The 19,374-nt window shown below is 52.8% G+C and carries 14 protein-coding genes and 2 pseudogenes; 3 read left to right on the plus strand and 13 right to left on the minus strand.

Annotated features, from left to right (window positions below):
* Positions 1-296: 296 nt before the first annotated feature.
* The gene (ompF, locus tag ACQ86O_RS22485) at positions 297-1,379 is read left to right on the plus strand and encodes a porin OmpF (protein WP_431222927.1); all 1,083 of its coding nucleotides are present in this window, start codon (positions 297-299) and stop codon (positions 1,377-1,379) included.
* A 245-nt stretch (positions 1,380-1,624) separates the two neighbouring features.
* A complete protein-coding gene (locus tag ACQ86O_RS22490) occupies positions 1,625-2,815 on the plus strand; it encodes an amino acid aminotransferase (protein WP_431222928.1) in 1,191 nt (396 codons plus the stop codon).
* A 65-nt stretch (positions 2,816-2,880) separates the two neighbouring features.
* Here the strand turns inward: ACQ86O_RS22490 and ACQ86O_RS22495 are convergent, their stop codons facing one another.
* From ACQ86O_RS22495 to cmoM, 7 genes are all read right to left on the minus strand, one after another.
* A complete protein-coding gene (locus ACQ86O_RS22495; RefSeq protein ID WP_431222929.1) occupies positions 2,881-3,528 on the minus strand; it encodes an MBL fold metallo-hydrolase in 648 nt (215 codons plus the stop codon).
* Positions 3,529-3,596: 68 nt separating this feature from the next.
* Positions 3,597-4,145 carry a DUF882 domain-containing protein gene (locus ACQ86O_RS22500; RefSeq protein ID WP_431222930.1) on the minus strand — a complete coding sequence of 183 codons (549 nt, stop codon included), beginning with the start codon at positions 4,143-4,145 and terminating at the stop codon, positions 3,597-3,599.
* Between the two features lie 267 nt (positions 4,146-4,412).
* Positions 4,413-6,263, minus strand: coding sequence for a L,D-transpeptidase (gene ldtD / locus ACQ86O_RS22505; RefSeq protein ID WP_431222931.1), 1,851 nt, complete (start codon positions 6,261-6,263; stop codon positions 4,413-4,415).
* A gap of 211 nt (positions 6,264-6,474) precedes the next feature.
* Complete coding sequence (mukB, locus tag ACQ86O_RS22510; RefSeq protein ID WP_431222932.1) at positions 6,475-10,929, minus strand: chromosome partition protein MukB; 4,455 nt, start codon at positions 10,927-10,929, stop codon at positions 6,475-6,477.
* Entirely contained in the window at positions 10,926-11,645 is a 720-nt protein-coding gene (gene mukE, locus ACQ86O_RS22515) for a chromosome partition protein MukE (protein ID WP_431222933.1), read from the minus strand. Before mukE ends, mukB begins: the two co-directional genes overlap by 4 nt.
* On the minus strand, positions 11,626-12,948 hold the full coding sequence (mukF, locus tag ACQ86O_RS22520) for a chromosome partition protein MukF (RefSeq protein ID WP_431222934.1): 1,323 nt from the start codon (positions 12,946-12,948) through the stop codon (positions 11,626-11,628). Before mukF ends, mukE begins: the two co-directional genes overlap by 20 nt.
* On the minus strand, positions 12,945-13,730 hold the full coding sequence (cmoM, locus tag ACQ86O_RS22525; protein ID WP_431222935.1) for a tRNA uridine 5-oxyacetic acid(34) methyltransferase CmoM: 786 nt from the start codon (positions 13,728-13,730) through the stop codon (positions 12,945-12,947). Before cmoM ends, mukF begins: the two co-directional genes overlap by 4 nt.
* A gap of 151 nt (positions 13,731-13,881) precedes the next feature.
* On the opposite strand from cmoM, the pseudogene elyC reads away from it, so the two are divergent.
* Positions 13,882-14,660: pseudogene (gene elyC / locus ACQ86O_RS22530) on the plus strand (envelope biogenesis factor ElyC).
* On the opposite strand, the gene ACQ86O_RS22535 reads toward elyC, so the two are convergent.
* The 6 genes and pseudogenes from ACQ86O_RS22535 to cspE form a co-directional block, all read right to left on the minus strand.
* Positions 14,661-15,557, minus strand: coding sequence for a YcbJ family phosphotransferase (locus ACQ86O_RS22535; protein ID WP_431222936.1), 897 nt, complete (start codon positions 15,555-15,557; stop codon positions 14,661-14,663).
* A 148-nt stretch (positions 15,558-15,705) separates the two neighbouring features.
* Positions 15,706-16,455, minus strand: coding sequence for a 3-deoxy-manno-octulosonate cytidylyltransferase (gene kdsB, locus ACQ86O_RS22540; RefSeq protein WP_431222937.1), 750 nt, complete (start codon positions 16,453-16,455; stop codon positions 15,706-15,708).
* A complete protein-coding gene (locus ACQ86O_RS22545) occupies positions 16,452-16,634 on the minus strand; it encodes a Trm112 family protein (RefSeq protein WP_431222938.1) in 183 nt (60 codons plus the stop codon). The genes kdsB and ACQ86O_RS22545 overlap by 4 nt, the downstream gene beginning before the upstream one ends.
* 304 nt (positions 16,635-16,938) lie before the next feature.
* Positions 16,939-18,163, minus strand: a pseudogene (locus tag ACQ86O_RS22550) (winged helix-turn-helix domain-containing protein).
* A 241-nt stretch (positions 18,164-18,404) separates the two neighbouring features.
* Entirely contained in the window at positions 18,405-18,626 is a 222-nt protein-coding gene (locus tag ACQ86O_RS22555; RefSeq protein WP_431222939.1) for a cold-shock protein, read from the minus strand.
* A 209-nt stretch (positions 18,627-18,835) separates the two neighbouring features.
* Positions 18,836-19,045 (minus strand): transcription antiterminator/RNA stability regulator CspE, encoded by a 210-nt coding sequence (gene cspE / locus ACQ86O_RS22560; RefSeq protein WP_431222940.1) that lies wholly within the window; start codon positions 19,043-19,045, stop codon positions 18,836-18,838.
* Positions 19,046-19,374: the final 329 nt, after the last annotated feature.

The following is a 19,374-nucleotide window of genomic DNA, read 5'->3' on the forward strand; positions in this document are numbered from 1 at the left end:
ATAATTCAAACATTTTTTAAACCAATTCTTTACACTTTAAAGGCCAGCTTAGCTGGCCTTTCGCATTTTTTAACCTTGACCTGCGTCACAAAGTTCCCTCAGATTCACAAATTGTTACACATTGTTTCTTTATGAAACCCAATTGCGACATTCGTAGCACTTTCGCTCTAGATTAACCCGCCAGTGAATGGAACACTGCGTGCAGACACAGGACGACACCAATCTATCAACAATAGTTCCAAAAGAATTATTGGCGGCAGTGGCAAGGTGTCCGAATAACACCAATGAGGGTAATAATGATGAAGCGCAATATTCTTGCAGTAGTAATCCCGGCTCTGTTAGCAGCTGGTGCAGCAAACGCAGCAGAAATCTATAACAAAGACGGCAACAAACTGGATATGTACGGTAAAGTTGACGGCCTGCACTACTTCTCAGACAACGACGGTAATGATGGCGACAAATCTTACGTTCGTTTTGGCTTCAAAGGTGAAACTCAGATTGCTGACCAACTGACCGGTTATGGCCAGTGGGAATACAACATCCAGGCAAACAAAACCGAAGGTGGCACTGACGCAACTGACGGCACCAAAACCCGTCTGGGCTTTGCTGGTCTGAAATTTGCTGACTACGGTTCATTCGACTACGGCCGTAACTACGGTATCGTTTACGATCCAATGTCCTGGACTGACATGCTGCCAGAATTCGGTGGTGACTCAGCTTACAACGACAACTTTATGGTTGGCCGTTCTACCGGTCTGGCAACCTACCGTAACAAAAACTTCTTTGGTCTGGTTGACGGTCTGAACTTCGGCCTGCAATACCAGGGTAAAAACGATCGTTCTGACATCAGCCGTTCAAATGGCGACGGTTGGGGTATCTCCAGCTCCTACGAATCAGAAATCGGTGTAGGTGTTTCTGCAGCTTATGCTTCTTCTGATCGTACCGATGGTCAAGATGCTGCGTTTTATGCTAACGGTGAAGGCCGTTCAGAGCAGTGGGCAACCGCTCTGAAATATGACGCGAACAACGTTTACCTGGCTGCAATGTACGGCGAAACCCGTAACGCAACTTACATTGAAAACGAAAACAATGGCGCCTCTGGTTTTGCTAACAAAGCACAGAACATTGAATTGGTTGCACAGTATCAGTTCGATTTCGGCCTGCGTCCTTCTATTGCCTACGTACAGTCTAAAGGCAAGAAAATCGAAGGCATCGGTAATGCTGACCTGATCAAATACGTAGAAGTGGGCGCAACTTACTACTTCAACAAAAACATGTCTACCTATGTGGACTATCAGATCAACCAGCTGAACGACGACAACCCACTGGGTCTGAACACCGACGACACCGTTGCTGTTGGTCTGGTTTACCAGTTCTAAGTCGTAGCGCTTAATGACAGTTCGCTGTCAGCTAAGTTAAAAAACAGGGCTTCGGCCCTGTTTTTGTTTTTTGCCCTATCTGCCATTTTTTATCCTGCCAATCCCCCTTCCCCGTCATTTTTTGTGCTGAATCTGCCGCCATCACAAGATCGATGTGTTTTTCTCGCAAACGGTTGGCAAAGAAGATAACTGGCGCTACCCTGATGTTTCTGTCTGCTTAACTCTAGGCCATGGAAGCATTTGACATGTTTGAAAAAATCACCGCAGCACCTGCCGATCCGATTCTGGGTCTGACTGACATTTTCCGCGCGGACGCCCGCCCGAACAAAATCAACCTGGGGATCGGCGTCTATAAAGACGAAACCGGTAAAACACCTGTGCTGACCAGCGTGAAGAAGGCTGAACAATTCCTGCTGGAAAATGAAACCACCAAGAACTATTTGGGCATTGAAGGTATCCCTGAGTTTGCCAGTTGCACTCAAGAACTGCTGTTCGGCAAACAGAGCCCGATCATTACAGACAAACGTGCTCGCACCGCGCAAACACCTGGTGGTACCGGCGGCCTGCGTGTAGCGGCAGACTTTATTGCCAACCAGACCAACGCCAAACGTATCTGGGTCAGTAACCCAAGCTGGCCAAACCATAAAAACGTCTTTGGCGCCGTTGGCCTGGAAGTGCTGGAATACAACTATTACGATGCCGCCAACCACTCGTTGGATTTCAATGGCCTGCTCCAGAGCCTGGAACAAGCGCAGGCTGGCGATGTAGTGCTATTCCATGGTTGCTGCCACAACCCAACCGGTATCGATCCAACCGAAGCGCAATGGGCGCAGTTGGCTGAGCTTTCCGTCACCAAAGGTTGGCTGCCGCTGTTCGACTTCGCGTATCAGGGTTTTGCCAAAGGTCTGGAAGAAGACGCGCAAGGCTTGCGTATTTTTGCGGCCAAACATCAGGAACTGATTGTTGCCAGTTCCTATTCAAAGAACTTTGGCCTGTATAACGAACGTGTGGGTGCCTGTACCGTCGTGGCTGCCGATGCAGAAACTGCAGACCGCGCCTTCAGCCAGGTGAAAGCGGCAATTCGCGCCAACTACTCTAACCCGCCGTCACACGGTGCGGCGGTAGTTGCCACCATTCTGGGTAACGAAGCGCTGCGTGCCATTTGGGAGCAGGAACTGACCGATATGCGCCAACGCATTCACCGCATGCGTCAGCTGTTCGTCAATACCCTGCAGGAAAAAGGGGCCGAGCAGGATTTCAGTTTCATCATCAACCAGAACGGCATGTTCTCTTTCAGCGGGTTGACCAAAGATCAGGTACTGCGCCTGCGTGATGAGTTTGGTGTTTATGCCGTGAACTCTGGCCGCGTTAACGTGGCAGGTATGACGCCAGACAACATGGCACCGCTGTGCGAAGCCATCGTTGCCGTGCTGTAAGTTGAACCGGCAGTATTGAAAAAGGGCGCATCTGCGCCCTTTATTGTTTCTACAGGGAAATACCCCTACCAGATAGCGGGCTCTTCGCGCAGGAAAGGGTTGGTTTGACGTTCCCGACCAAAGGTAGACATTGGCCCATGCCCCGGAATAAATGCCATATCGTCGCCCTGAGGCAGTAATTTGCTGCGTATGGAATTGATCAACGTCTGATGGTCACCACGCGGGAAATCGCTGCGGCCAACACCACCGCTGAACAATACGTCGCCAACCAAAGCCAGGCGCGCTTGCGGGTTGATAAACACGATATGACCCGGCGTATGCCCAGGGCAATGCAGTACCTCCAGCGACATCTCGCCAACCTGCACCTTGTCCCCTTCTTCAAGCCATTTGGTTGGCGTAAAAGAGCGACACTCTTCAAGACCAAACATACGGCTCTGCGCAGGTAACCCTTCCAGCCAGAAAGCGTCCTCTTTCTCCGGGCCATAGATCGGCACCTGATAATGCTCTGCCATCTCTGCTGCGGCGCCCACGTGGTCGAGATGACCATGCGTCAGCAGGATCTGGCTGACCTGCACACCTATTTTGGCCACTTCCGCCTTCAATTTTTCCGGATCGCCACCGGGATCAATCAGTGCGGCCTGCTTGGTTGCTTCACACCAAATCAGCGTACAGTTCTGGCTAAACGCCGTAACGGGAATAATATGGTATTTCATAAAGCTCCAACGACAACGGCGCCATACCTGGCAGGCTGGCGCCATTCACTTATCATGATACACAGTGATTACCAGGTCCGCACCGGGCCGGTATCAATGTGTACAAAGTTGCTACGCGGATAATATCCTACACCACCAGCGCGCATTTTCATTGCCGCCTTACGGATATTACTCAGTTGGATACCTTCAATATGGAAATCCATCGCCTGCCCTTTGGTGTGATAGCTCTGCTTGGCCACACCCCGGCTATGCTCACGCATTTCGTTATTGGTTGTCAGTGAACGATAGCCCGAAATCAGCTGCACCGGTTTGTTGGTGCCCAACAGACCCTGCAGGCGATAGAGATGATCAAACAACTGAGGATCGATGGTTTTGGTCTTGTTAGCCCGATAGTCACGGAAGATATGGTTCAACCGCGCCAGTTCTTCTTTATTATAACCTTTACCGTTGAAGAATTCGGCTTTGATGGACTCACCGGTATTCAGGTTGTTCAACAACAGAATACGTGGGCGAGCGGTAGAAAGGCTGGCAAACGACTGCCCAGGGAGCAGTGCAATACCCATGGCAGCGCTACCTAACGCCAACCATTTACGGCGATGATGATCAATTTTATCCATGACTCTTTTAAACCCGGCAATAATGTCAAAATATATGCACAAAACTGCGCACTGCCTGAACCTTAACCGCCAGCGTAAGCTGAGTCAACCCGCGATACGCTGAGGTTACAAGCACTCACAAAAAGAGTGCTCGTTTACCCCTCGCCTTTCAAGTCACAGCTTGGCAGAGCCGCTCAAGCGTATTCATGCGCTTGAGCGGCCAACTTGAAATTCATAGGGTAAAGTTAGCCCAACATTAAGACCGTTATTTACATTGAATTACTGCATTTATTGCATCAATTTTTCGGCCTGAGCCAAGATTTGTGCACCCGATCTCACCGTGGCATCGTAATTGTAAATATCGGTGCGGAACTGCGGCTTGCCGTCTTCCGAAACCCAGGCTGTCAGGTAGTACAGTTGAACCGGGATATGCTGGCGAATGTTCACGTAGGTCGTGTTTCCCTGTTTCAGGGTGGACGATACGCGAGTGTTATTCCAACCTGCATCCTGTAACAGCATATTGGCCAAATCCGAGGCCTTGTTAACACGTACACAACCAGAGCTTAATGCACGAATATCCTTCTGGAACAGGCCATGATTAGGGGTATCGTGCAGATAGATAGCATCCGAGCTAGGCATATTGAACTTGAAGCGGCCCAACGAGTTGCTGGTGCCAGGCGCCTGCTGAATGCGATAAGGGAAATTACGTGGGGAAATCATGCTCCAGTCAATCATGGCTGGGTCGATAACCTCGGCATCATTACTCCAACCCGAGAACACGCGATAGCCGTGTCTCTGGAAGTAGCTGGCGTCGTGCATGGCCTTAGGCACGATATCTTCACGAATCAGCTTGGTTGGCACGTTCCACGGCGGGTTAACCACCACGTTGTTCAGCGCACTGCTCATCAGCGGGGTTTTACGGCTTGGACGGCCGACAATAACCCGGGAGGACAGCACTTCATTACCATTCAGATAATAGGTGAGCGAGTAGTTGGGGATGTTGACCATAATGCCGGTATCCACATGCCCAGGCAGAATACGCAAACGCTGGATGTTCAGCGCCAGCAAGGAAGCGCGCATTTGTGGCGAAACGTTCAGCCATTCGCGCGTCCGGGTGCCGATAACACCGTCTGGCGTCAGCCCCTGCCAGGTCTGGAAGCGTTTAACTGCTTCCACCAAATCTTCCGTATAGCGGTTATCCCGCACGGAAACAGGGCTGACCGGAGGTTGTGCCAACGGTGCTTCTGGAGAAGGGGCCAGATCCTTGATGGGTGCAGCCGCCGGACTGACAACGGCCCCTGTCGCATCGCGGCTCTTCTCTTCATCCACTGACAGATCATCATCCGCGGCTGGGGTCGTGGCGGCGGCGTTGGTCACCTCCGGTTCCGGTGAACGTGGGGCCTCCACCGATGCAGTGGTCAGCATGCCGGTACGTGCCAGGATCTCACGCAGCGCCGGAATATCGTCGCTGAGCTGGCCTGGGCGCAAACTCGGGCCATTGACTATTTGTGGCCACGGACGCCCATCGGCCAACATCTCGCGCAACGCCTGATGCATTTTTTGATACTGGGGATGCTGTGGGGCCAACGAATTGACATAGGCCAACGTTTTGCCCTGATGCATGGCCAACTGCCATTGGTTGACAACCGTGCTCGCGGGCACGTTCAACTTGTAGGGGATGTTGCTGTACAACCAGTTATTACCATTGGCACCGATGGAGGACACGAACTGCAGATAACCTAACATGGCGTCAGACAGAACAATATCGCGTGCCATATCGGTAATGGCCGGGTCTGTCAGTAATTTCACCCATTGAGTAAATTGCGGCTGCACCCCGGAAATCGCCAGTTCGGCAATCTGCTGCTGAAATTGTAATACCGCTTCACGATCCTGCCACATAGGTTGCATCTGGTTGGACGCATAAAGCGGTGCCAAAGTAGCGATATAATATGGCACAACGCTCTTCGGCAGAGCTGCTAGCAGCTCTGCACGACTCTGCGCAGCGGACATACCACCGGCTGATGATGCCACCGGGAACGCCGGTACAGTTGCTCCAGCGGAAAACGACCAGGCAAAACCCCATGCGATTGCACAACTCAATGCCAGACGTCGTACTGAGTTTCCATTTTTTAGCAACATCCCTTGCCCCCTGTAGGCTCACAAAAATACCGCACAGATTATTATTAGTTTCAGTATACAAACAGAACGGCCCTTTTGCTGTCAGCACCGTAAATTACTGTTTCGGGTAAAACGCCACTGCCATTCTACTGGAAAAAAACCAGGTTATCATCCCTGCAGTAAAAAAATAGCCACACCAGGGCAGCTATTTTCAGATTTTTAGGGCGTTTTTTTAAGTTTGCGGCGTTTCTGCCACAGCAGCGCCCAACGCAGGCTGATCGTTGGCAAAGCCACGCAGTCCCACAACGTGCACATGTTCATGGTTCTGGAATACTTTACGCACCAACTTATAGGTGGTGCCTTTTTCCGGGCTGATGTTTTCCGGCGCGGCTATGATCAACTGCATTTCAAGGCGATCGCACAGTTCGAACAGCGTTGCGATAGATTTGGCATCCAGACGCGCGGCTTCATCCAGGAACAGCAAGCGACAAGGTGAGATATCTTTGCCCCGCAAGCGGCGCGACTCTTCTTCCCAGCTTTGTACTACCATGACCAGAATCGACATCCCGGTACCGATCGCTTCCCCGGTAGACAACGCGCCACTTTCCGCACGCAGCCAACCATCAGAGCCACGGAAGACTTCAACTTCCAGCTCCAGATAGTTACGGTAATCCAGCAACTCTTCACCGATCGTCTGCGGCAGACGCTGCCCCATATCAACCTGCGGGTTCAGACGCTGATACAACTTGGCCAGCGCTTCGGAGAAGGTCAGCCGGTTGCTGTTGAAAAGATCCTGATGTTGTTCCTGCTGCTCGGAGAGTACATCGAGCAAGGTGGCGTGCGCTTCCCGTACGTTGACATTCAGACGTACGCTTTTCACCTGCCCGAAGGATACCGCCTGCAGCCCCTGGTTGAGCATACGGATTCGGTTCTGTTCGCGCTGAATGGTCTTGCGGATGATATTGGCCACGCTCTTCGAGCTGATAGCCAGTTTCTGCTCACGCGCCGTCAGTTCTTCCGTCAGGCGGGCCAGCTCGATTTCCATCTGTTCGATGGCCTCGGCCGGATCGTCGGTACGGATGATGTCCTGGCGGATACGTTCGCGCAGGTGCTGATATACCGCAATAAAGAACTGGATTTTACGCTCAGGCCGTTTTGGATCTTCCGACAGGCGCAGAATGTCACGCAAATGTTCGTTATCTGCCACCGCCAGGCGCAGCGCCCCCAATGCCTTATCCGACATCGAGCGCAGTTCGTCACCGTCCATATAGGCCAATTCACGGCGATGCAGACGGCGTTCAACCCCGTTGTCTTTCACCAGCCGCATCACGGCACACCAGCCAGCCTTGGCGGTAACTACCTGCTCACGCAACTGATAATAATCACGCTCCAGCTTGCGCAGTTTTTTCTGCAGGCTGTCCATTTCGGCTTCACAGAAGGTGAGTTGTTTCTCCAACTGATTGCGGCGAGCACGGTTATTGCTGAGTGAAGCATGTAATTCATCACGGCGCGTACGTGCGCGAGCTTCGGCATTGGCATCCGCCTGAACCCCAATGTCCACCAGTTCCTGGCTCAGTTCTTTGAGCATGTCGCGCTTGGCGTCATAGGAGCTTTTCAGCGAAGCCAGCACCTGGCTGTATTGCGTAAACTGAGTCTGATACTGGCGTAATTGCTCACGGGCACGGCTCCGTTCCGCTTCTGCGTGCTCCAGCCGCTGGCGCAGTTTATCGTTAAGATCGTTGTCGGCGTTCTGCATACCGGCGGAGTCGGTATAGCTGAAGTGCGCACGGCGTTGAACCACTTCCGTCAAGGCAAAAGCTTGCTGCTTGGCCTGGCGCTGGGTTGCCTGCGCCTGCACATAATCTTGCTGTAACTGCTCATGCTGCTCTGGATCGCTTTGCAACACCGAAAGCAATGGCTCCAGCTTGGCTAAAGAAACACCGTGCTGCTGGATATAACGCGCCGCATCCTGCGCCTCTTCCATTTCCTCACGGATTTCTTCGACACGATCCTGCAATGTCTCGTCAGTCAACAGCGAAACCAGCGGTATCAGGCGGTTAAGCGCAGAGATGCCCTCTTTCGCCTGTTCGTATTGTTGGCGCTGCTGCTGGTTCTGCGCTTCATGGTTGTTGAGCGCACGCTCAATCTCGCCACGGCGGGTATTCATGGTGCGGATTTCTGCTTCGGGATCCGCATCAAAGACTACCGCCAGGTGGGAGCCGATAAAGCGGCTGAAGGCCTGATGGGAGCGCTGAGTTTTCTGAACGTCAAATGACAAGGTGGCGTAACGTTCAGCCAACGAATCACGCTCGGCATACAGCACTTCCAGGCGATTTTCACGGGCAGCACGGCCAAACAACGGCACTTCCGGGTAACGCGAATAGCGCCACTGGCGGTCGGCGATCTTCACCACCACCGCTTTTTCCTGCTCTTCGACAGCAAATACGCTGTCATCGAACGACTGCGGATCTCCTTCGATCAGGTAGAGATCTTCCGGGCAGTCTTCCAACCCTTCCAGCATCTCGCGGATCAGTGATAAATCCGGCACCACTATCGCATGGCGCGAAGGGCCATACAGCGCAGAGAAATACGGAGCGTCATCGATGGTGACATCGTCATAGATTTCGGAGAGCAACACGCCGCCAAAACGCTCGGCCAGCGTGACCAGACGCTGATCTTCCGCACCGCTTGGCTGGCTGAGGCGCTCAATCTGCGCTTCCACTTCACGCTTGCGAGTGGCTACTTCGTCACGCTCAACGGTCGTTTCCCGTTCGCGCTCCAAAAGCTGCTGCATATACTCGGTGACTTGCTGGCTGTCTTCGAAAGCCTCACCGCTCTGCTCGCTGAGCTGGCTCAGTGAGTCCTGGGCGGCCAGCCAAATCGGCGCACGGGCAGTCAGTTCTTTAATACGCTGCTGGATCTGCTCCAGCTCCTGGCGCATTTCCATCCGGCGTTCACCGGCTTCACTGACGCTTTGTGACAGCGACTCCAGGCGCTCTTCCAGCTCCTGCTGCAACGCATCAAGCTCATCCGGCTGATAGGTCTGCCCATGACGTTTGCAGAATTCCTGCAGCAGGCGCTCGGCGTCCTGTTGCGAACGCAGACGTTGTTCCAGCTCGCTCAAGCGCATACGTAGTGGCTGCACCCGCTCGGCCTGATGCTGCTGTGAAGGCCAATCGCGCAACAATTCGCGTGCGGTTTGCCAGGCCTCACTGCGGCTGACTTCACCTGCAATTTTACCCACCAACTGATAAGCCTGTTCAAACTGGCTGTGAGCCGCATCGGCCACGCTCAGTTTCTGCTCCAGCATCAACAGGGATTCTGTGGCTTCCTGCTCGCGCGCCTGGAAGGTATCCAGCCACTCTTCAGCATTTTCAGCACTCAGATCCGGCACCTGGCACAGCGCACGGGCACGCTCAAGAGCCTGAAGTGCCTGTTGATACTGAATGGCACGCGTTTGCTGCACGTCCAACGCCTGCTGGTAATCGGCGAGTTGGCTTTTCAGCTCATCGACCTCCAGCTCTGCCGCTTCGGCACGCGCTTCGTTTTCGGCCTGCTGCTCGCTGGCTTCTGCCACAACCTCATTTTGTTCTTCCAGACGGTAGGTGAGCTCTTCCAGATCGCCGTCATAGCGTTCGATCTTTTCCTGCTGACGCATCGCCGTCTGCACCAGATTCAGGTGATCGCTGGCAGCCTGATAATCGGTTTCAAGATCGGATTCGGCCGCGCTCTGTTCAGCCAGCTCACGCGCCATTTCAACGTGGCGGAACTGCTCTGCGGCCAGTTGTTTGCGGCTACCCAGCAAATCGCTGCGCAACACCAACGCGCCATCAAGATGGATACGGCGCTCGTTGGCGTGGCGCATGTAGTCAGCGGCCACATAGGAGGTGGCCTCAGAGATCAAGTGCTTGAACAAGTCGCGATCCGACTGGGTCACGCGGATCGCTTCCAGCGTCATGCGGTTCTCACGCAGCGCGGCTTCCATATCCTGGAACGCCTTACGCACCCCGCTGTTTTCCGGCAGCAGGTAATCACGCAGTGAACGGGTAATGGCGCTGGAAATACCACCGTACAGAGAAGCTTCAATCAGACGATAGAACTTGCTGCGATCGGCAGAGGAGCGCAGACGTTTGGGGATCACCCCCAGGTCAAACATCAAGGCATGATAATCGGTGATGGAGTTGAACTGCTTGAACTGCACCCCTTCCATCTCTTCGACACGCTCTTTCAGTTCCTGTAACGAAAGCACGCGAGCCTGGCGTTCACCCACGGTCTGGGTCAACAGTTCCGTAGGTTGGACTGCGGTTGGCAGGCCTTGAATGGTGAACGGCTTGATATCGACTTTACGATCGCGCCCTGCCACCTGCTGCAGACGTACCCCGACAACCACACGCTGATGACGCGAGTTGATCACATCCAGGGTGGAGTAGCAGACGCCAGCGCGCAATTTACCGTGCAGGCCTTTGTCGCGTGACCCGCTGGTAGCCCCGGCTTCGGTCGTGTTACGAAAGTGCAACAGCGTCAGGTCCGGGATCAGCGCTGTGACAAACGCAGCCATCGTGGTGGACTTACCGGCCCCGTTACCCCCGGACAAAGTGGTAACCAATTCATCCAAATCAAAGGTCCGGGCAAAGAAACCGTTCCAGTTAACCAGTGTCAGCGAGCGAAATTTACCGCGTTCAATCATTCCTGTTCATCCTCTGCACTGCCCGTGTTGGTCTCTGCCTGCGCATCTTCCGCATCATTGAGTGACAGGCTGTTTTCAATCGGCATGGCTTCACCGTCGCGGATCATACGCAACTGCGCTTCACGCGGATCGTCACCGCTGCGCACATCGGCACCGAAGCGGAACACCGCCTCGGTGATGCGGAATTTGCTGCTGTCATTCGCCATAAAATACACCATGCCCAGACGGCGCAGGCGATTGAGCGAGGAGCGTACTTTTTCGTGCAGCTTCTGGCGATCCAGATCCGAACCGGTGGAGCGCTGATTAACATACTTCAGCAGTTTGCTCTCATCAGCCAGGCTCAGCAGCTCTTCATACAGCTCTTCCTGGCTGAAAATACCTTCGTGCGCCAGGCGCTCGGGGCTGAGATAGAGGTAACAGAGGATCTTGCCAACCATCATGTCCAACTCGGAAAGCACCGAACGTGGGATCAGGGTGGTAGAGCGCGGACGCAGGTAGAAAAACCCTTCCGGAGCGCGGATCAGTTCTACGCTATAGCGAGCATAAAACTCTTCCAGCTCATCCTGAAAATCCATCAGGAATGCGTGGTTGTCCAGTTCATCGATACCGATATGACGACCCGCACGCAATTGGCTGTCCAACGCCGGAAACAGCGAGTTAGACAATGCCTTGGCCAGCTTGACTGGCATTACTTGTTCAATATTTGTCGATGACATGGGCCTGTACCTTGGCTCCGTAATCATTGATTGCCTGCCACTGCGCTGGCAACCCTGAAAAATCAGCTTCAGCCACACCAAGGCGCACTGCCTGGTCGACCACTATACGGGCAACGTCAAAGTGACGTGCTCGCGGATATTGCGCCAGATAATCGCGCATGACCGCCCCCAGATTGAGCGGCATTTTTTGTTCCTGATAAATCTTCAGTGCCTGTTCGATCATCAATGCCAACTGTTCGCGGATTTCGTTGAATTCTTCATATTCCAGATCCGGCGGCAGTTCCCCGGTCACTTCCTCACTGCGCAACGCCAGTTCCTCATCGCGCATATCGAGCAGGCGATCGGCATTGGCATAAGTAAGCGCCCAAGGGTTATCGAAGAAGTTTTGCACCGATTGGCGCAGGCGTTGGGCGAACACGCGGTTTTTATCCATATCGATCGCGGTACGGATAAACTTGTGAACGTGGCGGTCGTAACCGATCCACAGGTCAATCGCCTGTTGACCCCAACTGATGATACGGTCCAGCTTGCTTTGCAGGTCAAAAACCAGCTTATCGACAAAGCCCAGTTCCATTTCACCCTGCGTGGCATCCTGAATGCGTAACAGGTTGGCCTGGAGTTTATCACCAGCGGCCTCCAGCGTATCCTGGAGTTCACGCAAAGTACCGGAGGTTTCCGACAGCAGCATCTCACAACTGGAGATCGCCGCACGCCAATCCTGATTAAGCAGCGCAGCAATGTCTTCTTTCACACTCTGCTGCTGCTCATCCATCAGGCGCTGCGTCAGATCGATACTGTCGAAGATCTCTGCCACCGAATATTTCAGCGGTGCGAACACATTGCGATGCCAATGGAAATCATCACCGCCCTCTTCGGCAGCGTCCGCGGCACGTTTCAACTCTTCAGCCACGATCGACAGTTGCATGGAAAGGCGCAGAGTAGAGAATTCGCGCTGACGAATATAATAATCAGTGATGCCGATGCCCAGCGGGGTCAGGCGGTAAATGGCATTACCGTCTGCCAATTCGCTGGTAAACCGGTTCAACAGACGCTGGCGCACCATGTCGTTGATCGCATTGTTGGCGCGGATTGCCACCGTTTCATTTGTCTGTTCAAACCCTTTACTGACATGGCGAAATGCATCAACCAGCTCACCTTCACTCATCTCGCCATCCAGCCGTTCACCGTTTAACGTGGCGATGGCAAGTAAAAACGCAAGACGCTCAGTGGGGAGCGAAATAGAGAAATCATTTTTCCGTGCCCAGGCAACCAGTTCGGGTACTGTCTGGGAAAATTCACTCATAGTTCGTCCTTCAGGTTCGGTTTATGCGCCATGACGTGAATATAGCGCCCCAAACTCACGTACGGCTCCTGCCGGCAATAGTGCTGTTCAAGCGCCAGTAATTCTTCAAATTTTTGTGTCTGCAACTGCCTGCTTTGCAGATAGTCATGGAAAACCCTCACGCCGGTTTTCCCTGAAATCTGCATACCCATCTGTTCCAGCCAGCTGTAAACCTGCGGTGGATTATGCGGATACTGCGGTGACAGAGAGCGCTTACGGCGCCTTCTGACTTCAGGATCCACCAGTTGGAAATTACCCAACACCACGTTACGCATCAAAAGGCCATTGGCATTAAAGAACATCAGAGAAAGCGCCCCGCCAGGTAACAGGCAGTCAAACAATGCCTGTAATGCCACTTGCGGTTCGGCGATCCATTCTAAAACGGCATGAAACAATATCAGATCGACAGGCTGTTCCAAGTGCTGGCCTATATCCTGGGCCGAACTTTGTATGAATTGCATGTTCTGGCTCACACCTTTTTGCTCTGCCAGTAACGCAGCGCGCTGGATCATCTCACCAGAAAGATCGCACAACAAGACCTGATGTCCTAATTCTGCCAGTTGGCAGGCCATATGGCCTTCGCCACCACCGGCATCCAGAATGCGCAGCGGCCGCTGCGGCAATTGGGCCAACAGCGTGGTCAGATCCTGCCAGACGACTGCCTGGCGGATTTTCCCCTTGGTGGTGCCGTAAATATTACGCGCAAACTTCTCAGCAATATCGTCAAAATTGCGATCCTGCATGAACAACAGCTCCGCTGATTGTCTCGTGGCTTCGGCAAAGCGCCTGCCCATTCAAACCTGCTATTCTGGCACAGACTGGCTTAGAATAAATCTTCTTGCGGCGTGATTGCGCCCAGATGTCGTTTTTTCGCCCAAAAGGACCTGATTTTTGATGTTATTTAACCTGAAAAAATTTATTGGCAGCCTGCTGATGCCCTTACCCGCGCTGCTGTTACTGATGGGGTTGGCATTATTGCTGCTATGGTTCACCCGCTGGCAGAAGAGCGGCAAAGTTATTTTAAGCCTCAGTTGGCTGCTGTTGCTGTTGCTTAGCCTGCAACCCGTAGCCGATCGCCTGCTGCGACCCTTGGAGTCAAACTATGTGACCTATCGCGGCAGCGATCAGGTTGATTATATCGTGGTATTGGGCGGTGGTTACACCTTCAACCCGGACTGGGCACCCAGCTCTAATCTGCTCGGCAACAGCCTGCCACGGGTGACAGAAGGCGTCAGATTATACCTGTCACACCCAGGCAGCAAGATGGTCTTCACCGGGGCTCGGGGAGCAAATACCTTAAGCAACGCCGCCACCGCGGCATATGTGGCAGAAAGCCTGGGCGTACCCCTCAGTGACATCGTGATTCTGGATCGCCCGCTGGATACCGAACAGGAGGCCGCCCAGGTCGCCGGACTGGTGGGGCAAAAACCCTTTATTCTGGTCACTTCAGCTAATCATCTGCCACGGGCAATGCGCTTTTTGAGGCTCAAGGGCTGCACCCAATCCCGGCACCGGCCAACCAGCTGGCTATCAGCTCACCGTTGAATATCTGGGATCGGGTTATACCTTCCTCCATGTTCCTTGGGCACAGCGAACGGGCGGTGTATGAAACGTTGGGCAGTCTGTGGCAGAGCCTGAAAGGTGGCAGCGAGGCAGCATCAGACCCGGAATGATTATTCGGCAAGCCAGGGCCGCAGCTGTTTCGAAGCCTGATCGAACAGAACGCGGTCCAGCTTGCCGGTATGGATCATTCTGGCTACGGCTTCCCATACGACATACAGCCAACGGCGGGACAGGAAAGACTCCGCTACCGGCGCACGCTGCAGATATTGGAACAGCAACTGTTCCGGCATGCCCGCCTCACAAAGTCTGAACAATTCATACTCCCTTGGAGCCCATAGCATCATCCCCGGATTAAGCATCGCCAGTAACTGGTCAGTCTTGGCGTCTTTAAGCATACTTCGCAGGGAAAGATTGCCATGTACCAGCACGCAGGGATCGTCAAAACCGGTAAAGAAATGGATCAGCATTTCGCGCGTACGATAAAGCAGGCGGCGATCTGCCATGGTCAACAACGGCGAATTCAGGTTACTCAAGGTTGACCAAAGCACTTCGATACGCTGTTGATACCAACTGAACCAGTCGTTTTCCTGCGTGCCGTCTACCGTACCAACGCAACCGTGGCTGTCGATACGATGCCAGGCCAGAACACCGTCGATAATCTGCTCCATCAACACATTCCAGCGGTCTGGGGTGCGCGTTGGCGCTTCTACCGAGACTCCGCGCAAGCGTTCAATCAGCAAGATCTCCTTATAAGGTGCCTGCAGGGAACAGACCACGCCAAAAACCGTCGGCAGGCGAATATCACCCTCGCGCGCCAGCATGGAAAGTTTGTAGGCCTCTTGCTGAGCAATGCCTTCATGGACAAAGCTTTTCGCCATCAACGGAATGGCATTATTCTGCCGATCGTACAACGAATACAGATGTGCGTAAGGTTGTTCGCTGACACGCTCAAGACGGCTGATGGATTCCCCCAGCACAATACTCAACTCGGCACGTAACTGCTCCATCGGGCAACCCCCTCCAGAAAAAGGAAAAACGTCTACATCATTGAACGAGGAGTGGCGAATTTCTTCAACACAGATCAATAAAAGGGGGATCAACAGGCGGGAGGCAAAATGGCCGGAGCACCCGCTACCGCTCCAGCCAAGATTAGGTTTAAGGTCTGATGCTATCGCGCACGCGTTGCAGGTCTTCTGGCGTATCAACACCGACACTCGGAGTGGCCTGCGCCACCGCAACGTGAATTTTTTCGCCGTACCACAGTACGCGTAGCTGTTCCAGCAACTCTATCTGCTCAAGCTGGCTGGGCTGCCAGGCGACATAGCGGCGCACAAAACCGGCCCGATAGGCATAGATACCGATATGGCGCAGCAGGCTATTACCAATGCTTTCTTTCGATTGGGCGAACCGCTCACGATCCCACGGAATAGTGGCACGAGAGAAATAGAGCGCATAACCTTGTGCATCCATCACTACCTTGACCGCATTCGGGTTGAAGGCTTCTTCCGCAGTTTCGATCGGCACTGCCAGCGTTGCCATACCAGCACTGCTGCCAGCAAGATTCTCGGCAACCTGGCGCACGATAACCGGTGGGATCAGGGGTTCATCGCCCTGCACATTGACAATGATTTCATCATCGGCAAATCCACACTTCTCGATCACTTCCGCCAGGCGTTCAGTGCCGGAATGGTGGTCTGGGCTGGTCATGCAAACTTCGCCACCGGCAGCCTCCACCGCTTTAGCGACCTCAGGATGATCGGTGGCAACGATAACGCGGGCAGCCCCGGATTCGCGCGCACGTTCCATCACATGCACAACCATAGGCTTGCCGTGAATATCCGCCAGCGGTTTACCCGGTAGCCGAGTAGAGGCATAACGCGCAGGAATGATAGCAATAAAACTCATGCGTGTTTCTCATCCAGTGATAGGGAACGTGCTTCGTTTTCCAGCAATACCGGAATACCATCGCGTAATGGGTAAGCCAGGCCATCCACTTTGCAGACCAGTTCCTGGTTTTCTTTATTAAAATAGAGCTTACCGCTGCAAATCGGGCAGGCAACGATTTCGAGTAAACGGTGATCCATGCGTCCTCCAGGGGGAGATATATCATCAGGGAAAGTGCGTGAGGATAGCATAACGCTAAGGGGCAGGTTAATCACCGCCTGATTTGCCCAGCCAGTCACCGGACAGGAAATTTTTGTCCAGGGGTTGAATCAGTCCATCAGCAGGCGTACCATTTTTGTGACTTACATCACAAAAAAATGAGAACCTGCAAATGATCAAACGCATTCATAAAATCATCGCTCTGTTTGCCAATTTCAGCAACTGAGAAAATCTGATGTAACGACGGTGCTGGGCTTCGTTTTACCCTCGCTACCGCACCGTTCGTTATTCCAACGCCCAGCCCTGCCCCCATTCAGTTGCCAACAGTGCAGGCAGCCCCCCAGCGCTACCTGAGTCGCTCCATGCCATTTTGCCGTTCGGGTTATCGCCTGCCGAATGTCCTGGCAGCACTGTCCATGCAACCTGGTTTGTGTTTCGGGATGAAAGCTGATGACCTCAAAAATCCCCTGTTTGCGGTGCATTTTTGCATCAACCCGGCCAATCAGTTTGCCCCGCTGCAACAACGGCAAGGTGAAATAGCCAAACCGGCGCTTCTCTTTTGGCGTATAGCACTCCAGCCGATAATCAAAATCGAACAGTTCCAACGCGCGCCGACGATCCCACACCACCGGGTCAAAAGGAGAAAGCAGGCTGGTTACGCTGGACTTCAGCTTCCCCTGTTGTGCCAACGCCAATTCTGCCGCCAGAGACTGGTGGACATAAAACTCCCTGCCAACCCGTCAATACTGACCCGCGAAATCTCTTCTTGCTCAACCAGCGTTTCAAGCAGCGCCTTTGGGGTGACACGTTTTAGACGGTAATAATCCGCCAGCCACTCTGCTTTAAAAATACCCAGATAGCGGCAACTGCGGCGCAGCATCGCTTGTTGCGCCACGGCCTGCGGTACCGCGTGTACATTATCATCCCAGTGTGGCAGCAACCGTTCGGTGAGGTCGTAAACCCGGTGAAAGTTTCGGCGCTCAGCCACCATCAATTTGCCCGAGGTAAACAGGATTTCAAGGTGGCGTTTTTCCGGCTTCCAATCCCACCAGCCATTAGCACCTTTCTTTTCAGCATTGAAATCGGCCGAACGCACCGGCCCCTGAGCCTCGATATGCTGCAGCAGTTCATCAATGGCCAACCGGTGTTTTTGCACCCATTCCTGCGAATATTTCCATCCCATCCCCTGCGGTTGCAGCATGCGGTGACGGAGCAGGCCAAAATCATCAATCGGGAGAAAGCAAGCTTCATGAGCCCAGTACTCAAAGAGTTTACCGCTAGCCAAGGCCTGTTCCAGCCATTCTGGCTGATAGTCGCCCAGGCGACTGAACAGCACCAGATAAGGGCTACGCGCAACCACGCTGATGGTATCGATCTGCAGCAACCCCATACGTTCGATGGCAGCAACCACATCATCGGGACGGGCTTTACGTTTATTGGGGGCAAGCAGGCCTTGAGCGGCAAGATGAAGCGCACGGGCAGAAGAAAGAGAAATAACCGGGGTTGGCATCCTGATATCCAAGGTCACTGATCGATGGCCTGATGATATACCGGTCGCCTTTCAAGCTGAAGCGTTGTTACCTGTACTCACTTTACTGCGCCCACTCACTTACTTCAGTGGTCTGACCGTGTGGTACTGGGTACGGGGCTGGAGCGGCCCATTGAAACTCATAGAGTGGAGAAAATGTGGGAGATTTTTCTTCGCCAGTGCTTGGGGTGGCGGCACCGGCACTGGCGAGGAAGGGTTGGGATCAGAACGCGATAACGTCTGCCGCAGACAGCCCGTGAGAGCTGCGATAGATCGAGAACTCAACGTTCTGACCTTCGTTTAACGATTTATTCTTGGTATTGGCGATAGCACGACGGCTAACATAAATTTCGTCACTACCATCAACCGGTGAAATAACACCATAGCCTTGAGCCTGATCAAACCATTTCACACGGCCCATTTTTAATACTGTATTCTTAAACATAAAATAACTCCTTTCACTGAGCATCCTTTTTATTATTGTTCGGATGCTACCAGCCCAACCTAAAGTTTTTCGTAACAAACCTCTCGTGAGCAAAAATTAAAAAACCCGCACTAAGGCGGGCTTGTTGAGCTTTATATCTTCCGCAATAAATCAGCAAAAATGCTTCATTATGGTTGTATAAAACTCTCTTTACGTCATTTTCTGTTTATTTACAGAGCAACAACGTTTGCGGCAGCCGGCCCGCGCGGGCTGTCCTGGATGGTATACTCAACACGCTGGCCTTCTGCCAGAGTCTTGAAACCGTCGGTCGCGATTGCGGAGAAGTGTACGAATACATCTTTGCCGCCGTCTTGCTGTTCAATGAACCCAAAACCTTTACTTTCGTTGAACCACTTAACCTGACCAGTCTTCTTAGACATAACTTTAACCTTTTAAATATATTTACAAAACCTGCCATAAGGCAATTTGGCCGTTTTCAGAATCTTTACTTATGGGAGGGTACTTAGAAGGTTCGTCTTTGAAGCGGAATCAAATGATAACGTCTTGGGAGGAACTGCTTAACTCTAAATCTAAACTCGAACATAAATAGGTCTGCATCACAGGCCGGACTGCATTTACTCATAAAGCATTCATCAATACAAGAGGTTTATCACACTTTTATACCCAGATCTACATGATATTCCATTATCCATATGATTATAAAGAAATTATTTTTTATAAACAGGAGTTCATTCAGAGATACAACAAA

The organism is Serratia sp. L9 (genome assembly GCF_050632285.1).
GTDB lineage: Bacteria > Pseudomonadota > Gammaproteobacteria > Enterobacterales > Enterobacteriaceae > Chania.

What these genes read in the sequence shown, in the direction of transcription:
- ompF (WP_431222927.1), top strand. Translation starts at nt 297, where the DNA reads ATGATGAAGCGCAATATTCTTGCAGTAGTAATCCCGGCTCTGTTAGCA.
- ACQ86O_RS22490 (WP_431222928.1), top strand. Translation starts at nt 1,625, where the DNA reads ATGTTTGAAAAAATCACCGCAGCACCTGCCGATCCGATTCTGGGTCTG.
- ACQ86O_RS22495 (WP_431222929.1), bottom strand. Translation starts at nt 3,528, where the DNA reads ATGAAATACCATATTATTCCCGTTACGGCGTTTAGCCAGAACTGTACG.
- ACQ86O_RS22500 (WP_431222930.1), bottom strand. Translation starts at nt 4,145, where the DNA reads ATGGATAAAATTGATCATCATCGCCGTAAATGGTTGGCGTTAGGTAGC.
- ldtD (WP_431222931.1), bottom strand. Translation starts at nt 6,263, where the DNA reads ATGTTGCTAAAAAATGGAAACTCAGTACGACGTCTGGCATTGAGTTGT.
- mukB (WP_431222932.1), bottom strand. Translation starts at nt 10,929, where the DNA reads ATGATTGAACGCGGTAAATTTCGCTCGCTGACACTGGTTAACTGGAAC.
- mukE (WP_431222933.1), bottom strand. Translation starts at nt 11,645, where the DNA reads ATGTCATCGACAAATATTGAACAAGTAATGCCAGTCAAGCTGGCCAAG.
- mukF (WP_431222934.1), bottom strand. Translation starts at nt 12,948, where the DNA reads ATGAGTGAATTTTCCCAGACAGTACCCGAACTGGTTGCCTGGGCACGG.
- cmoM (WP_431222935.1), bottom strand. Translation starts at nt 13,730, where the DNA reads ATGCAGGATCGCAATTTTGACGATATTGCTGAGAAGTTTGCGCGTAAT.
- ACQ86O_RS22535 (WP_431222936.1), bottom strand. Translation starts at nt 15,557, where the DNA reads ATGGAGCAGTTACGTGCCGAGTTGAGTATTGTGCTGGGGGAATCCATC.
- kdsB (WP_431222937.1), bottom strand. Translation starts at nt 16,455, where the DNA reads ATGAGTTTTATTGCTATCATTCCTGCGCGTTATGCCTCTACTCGGCTA.
- ACQ86O_RS22545 (WP_431222938.1), bottom strand. Translation starts at nt 16,634, where the DNA reads ATGGATCACCGTTTACTCGAAATCGTTGCCTGCCCGATTTGCAGCGGT.
- ACQ86O_RS22555 (WP_431222939.1), bottom strand. Translation starts at nt 18,626, where the DNA reads ATGTTTAAGAATACAGTATTAAAAATGGGCCGTGTGAAATGGTTTGAT.
- cspE (WP_431222940.1), bottom strand. Translation starts at nt 19,045, where the DNA reads ATGTCTAAGAAGACTGGTCAGGTTAAGTGGTTCAACGAAAGTAAAGGT.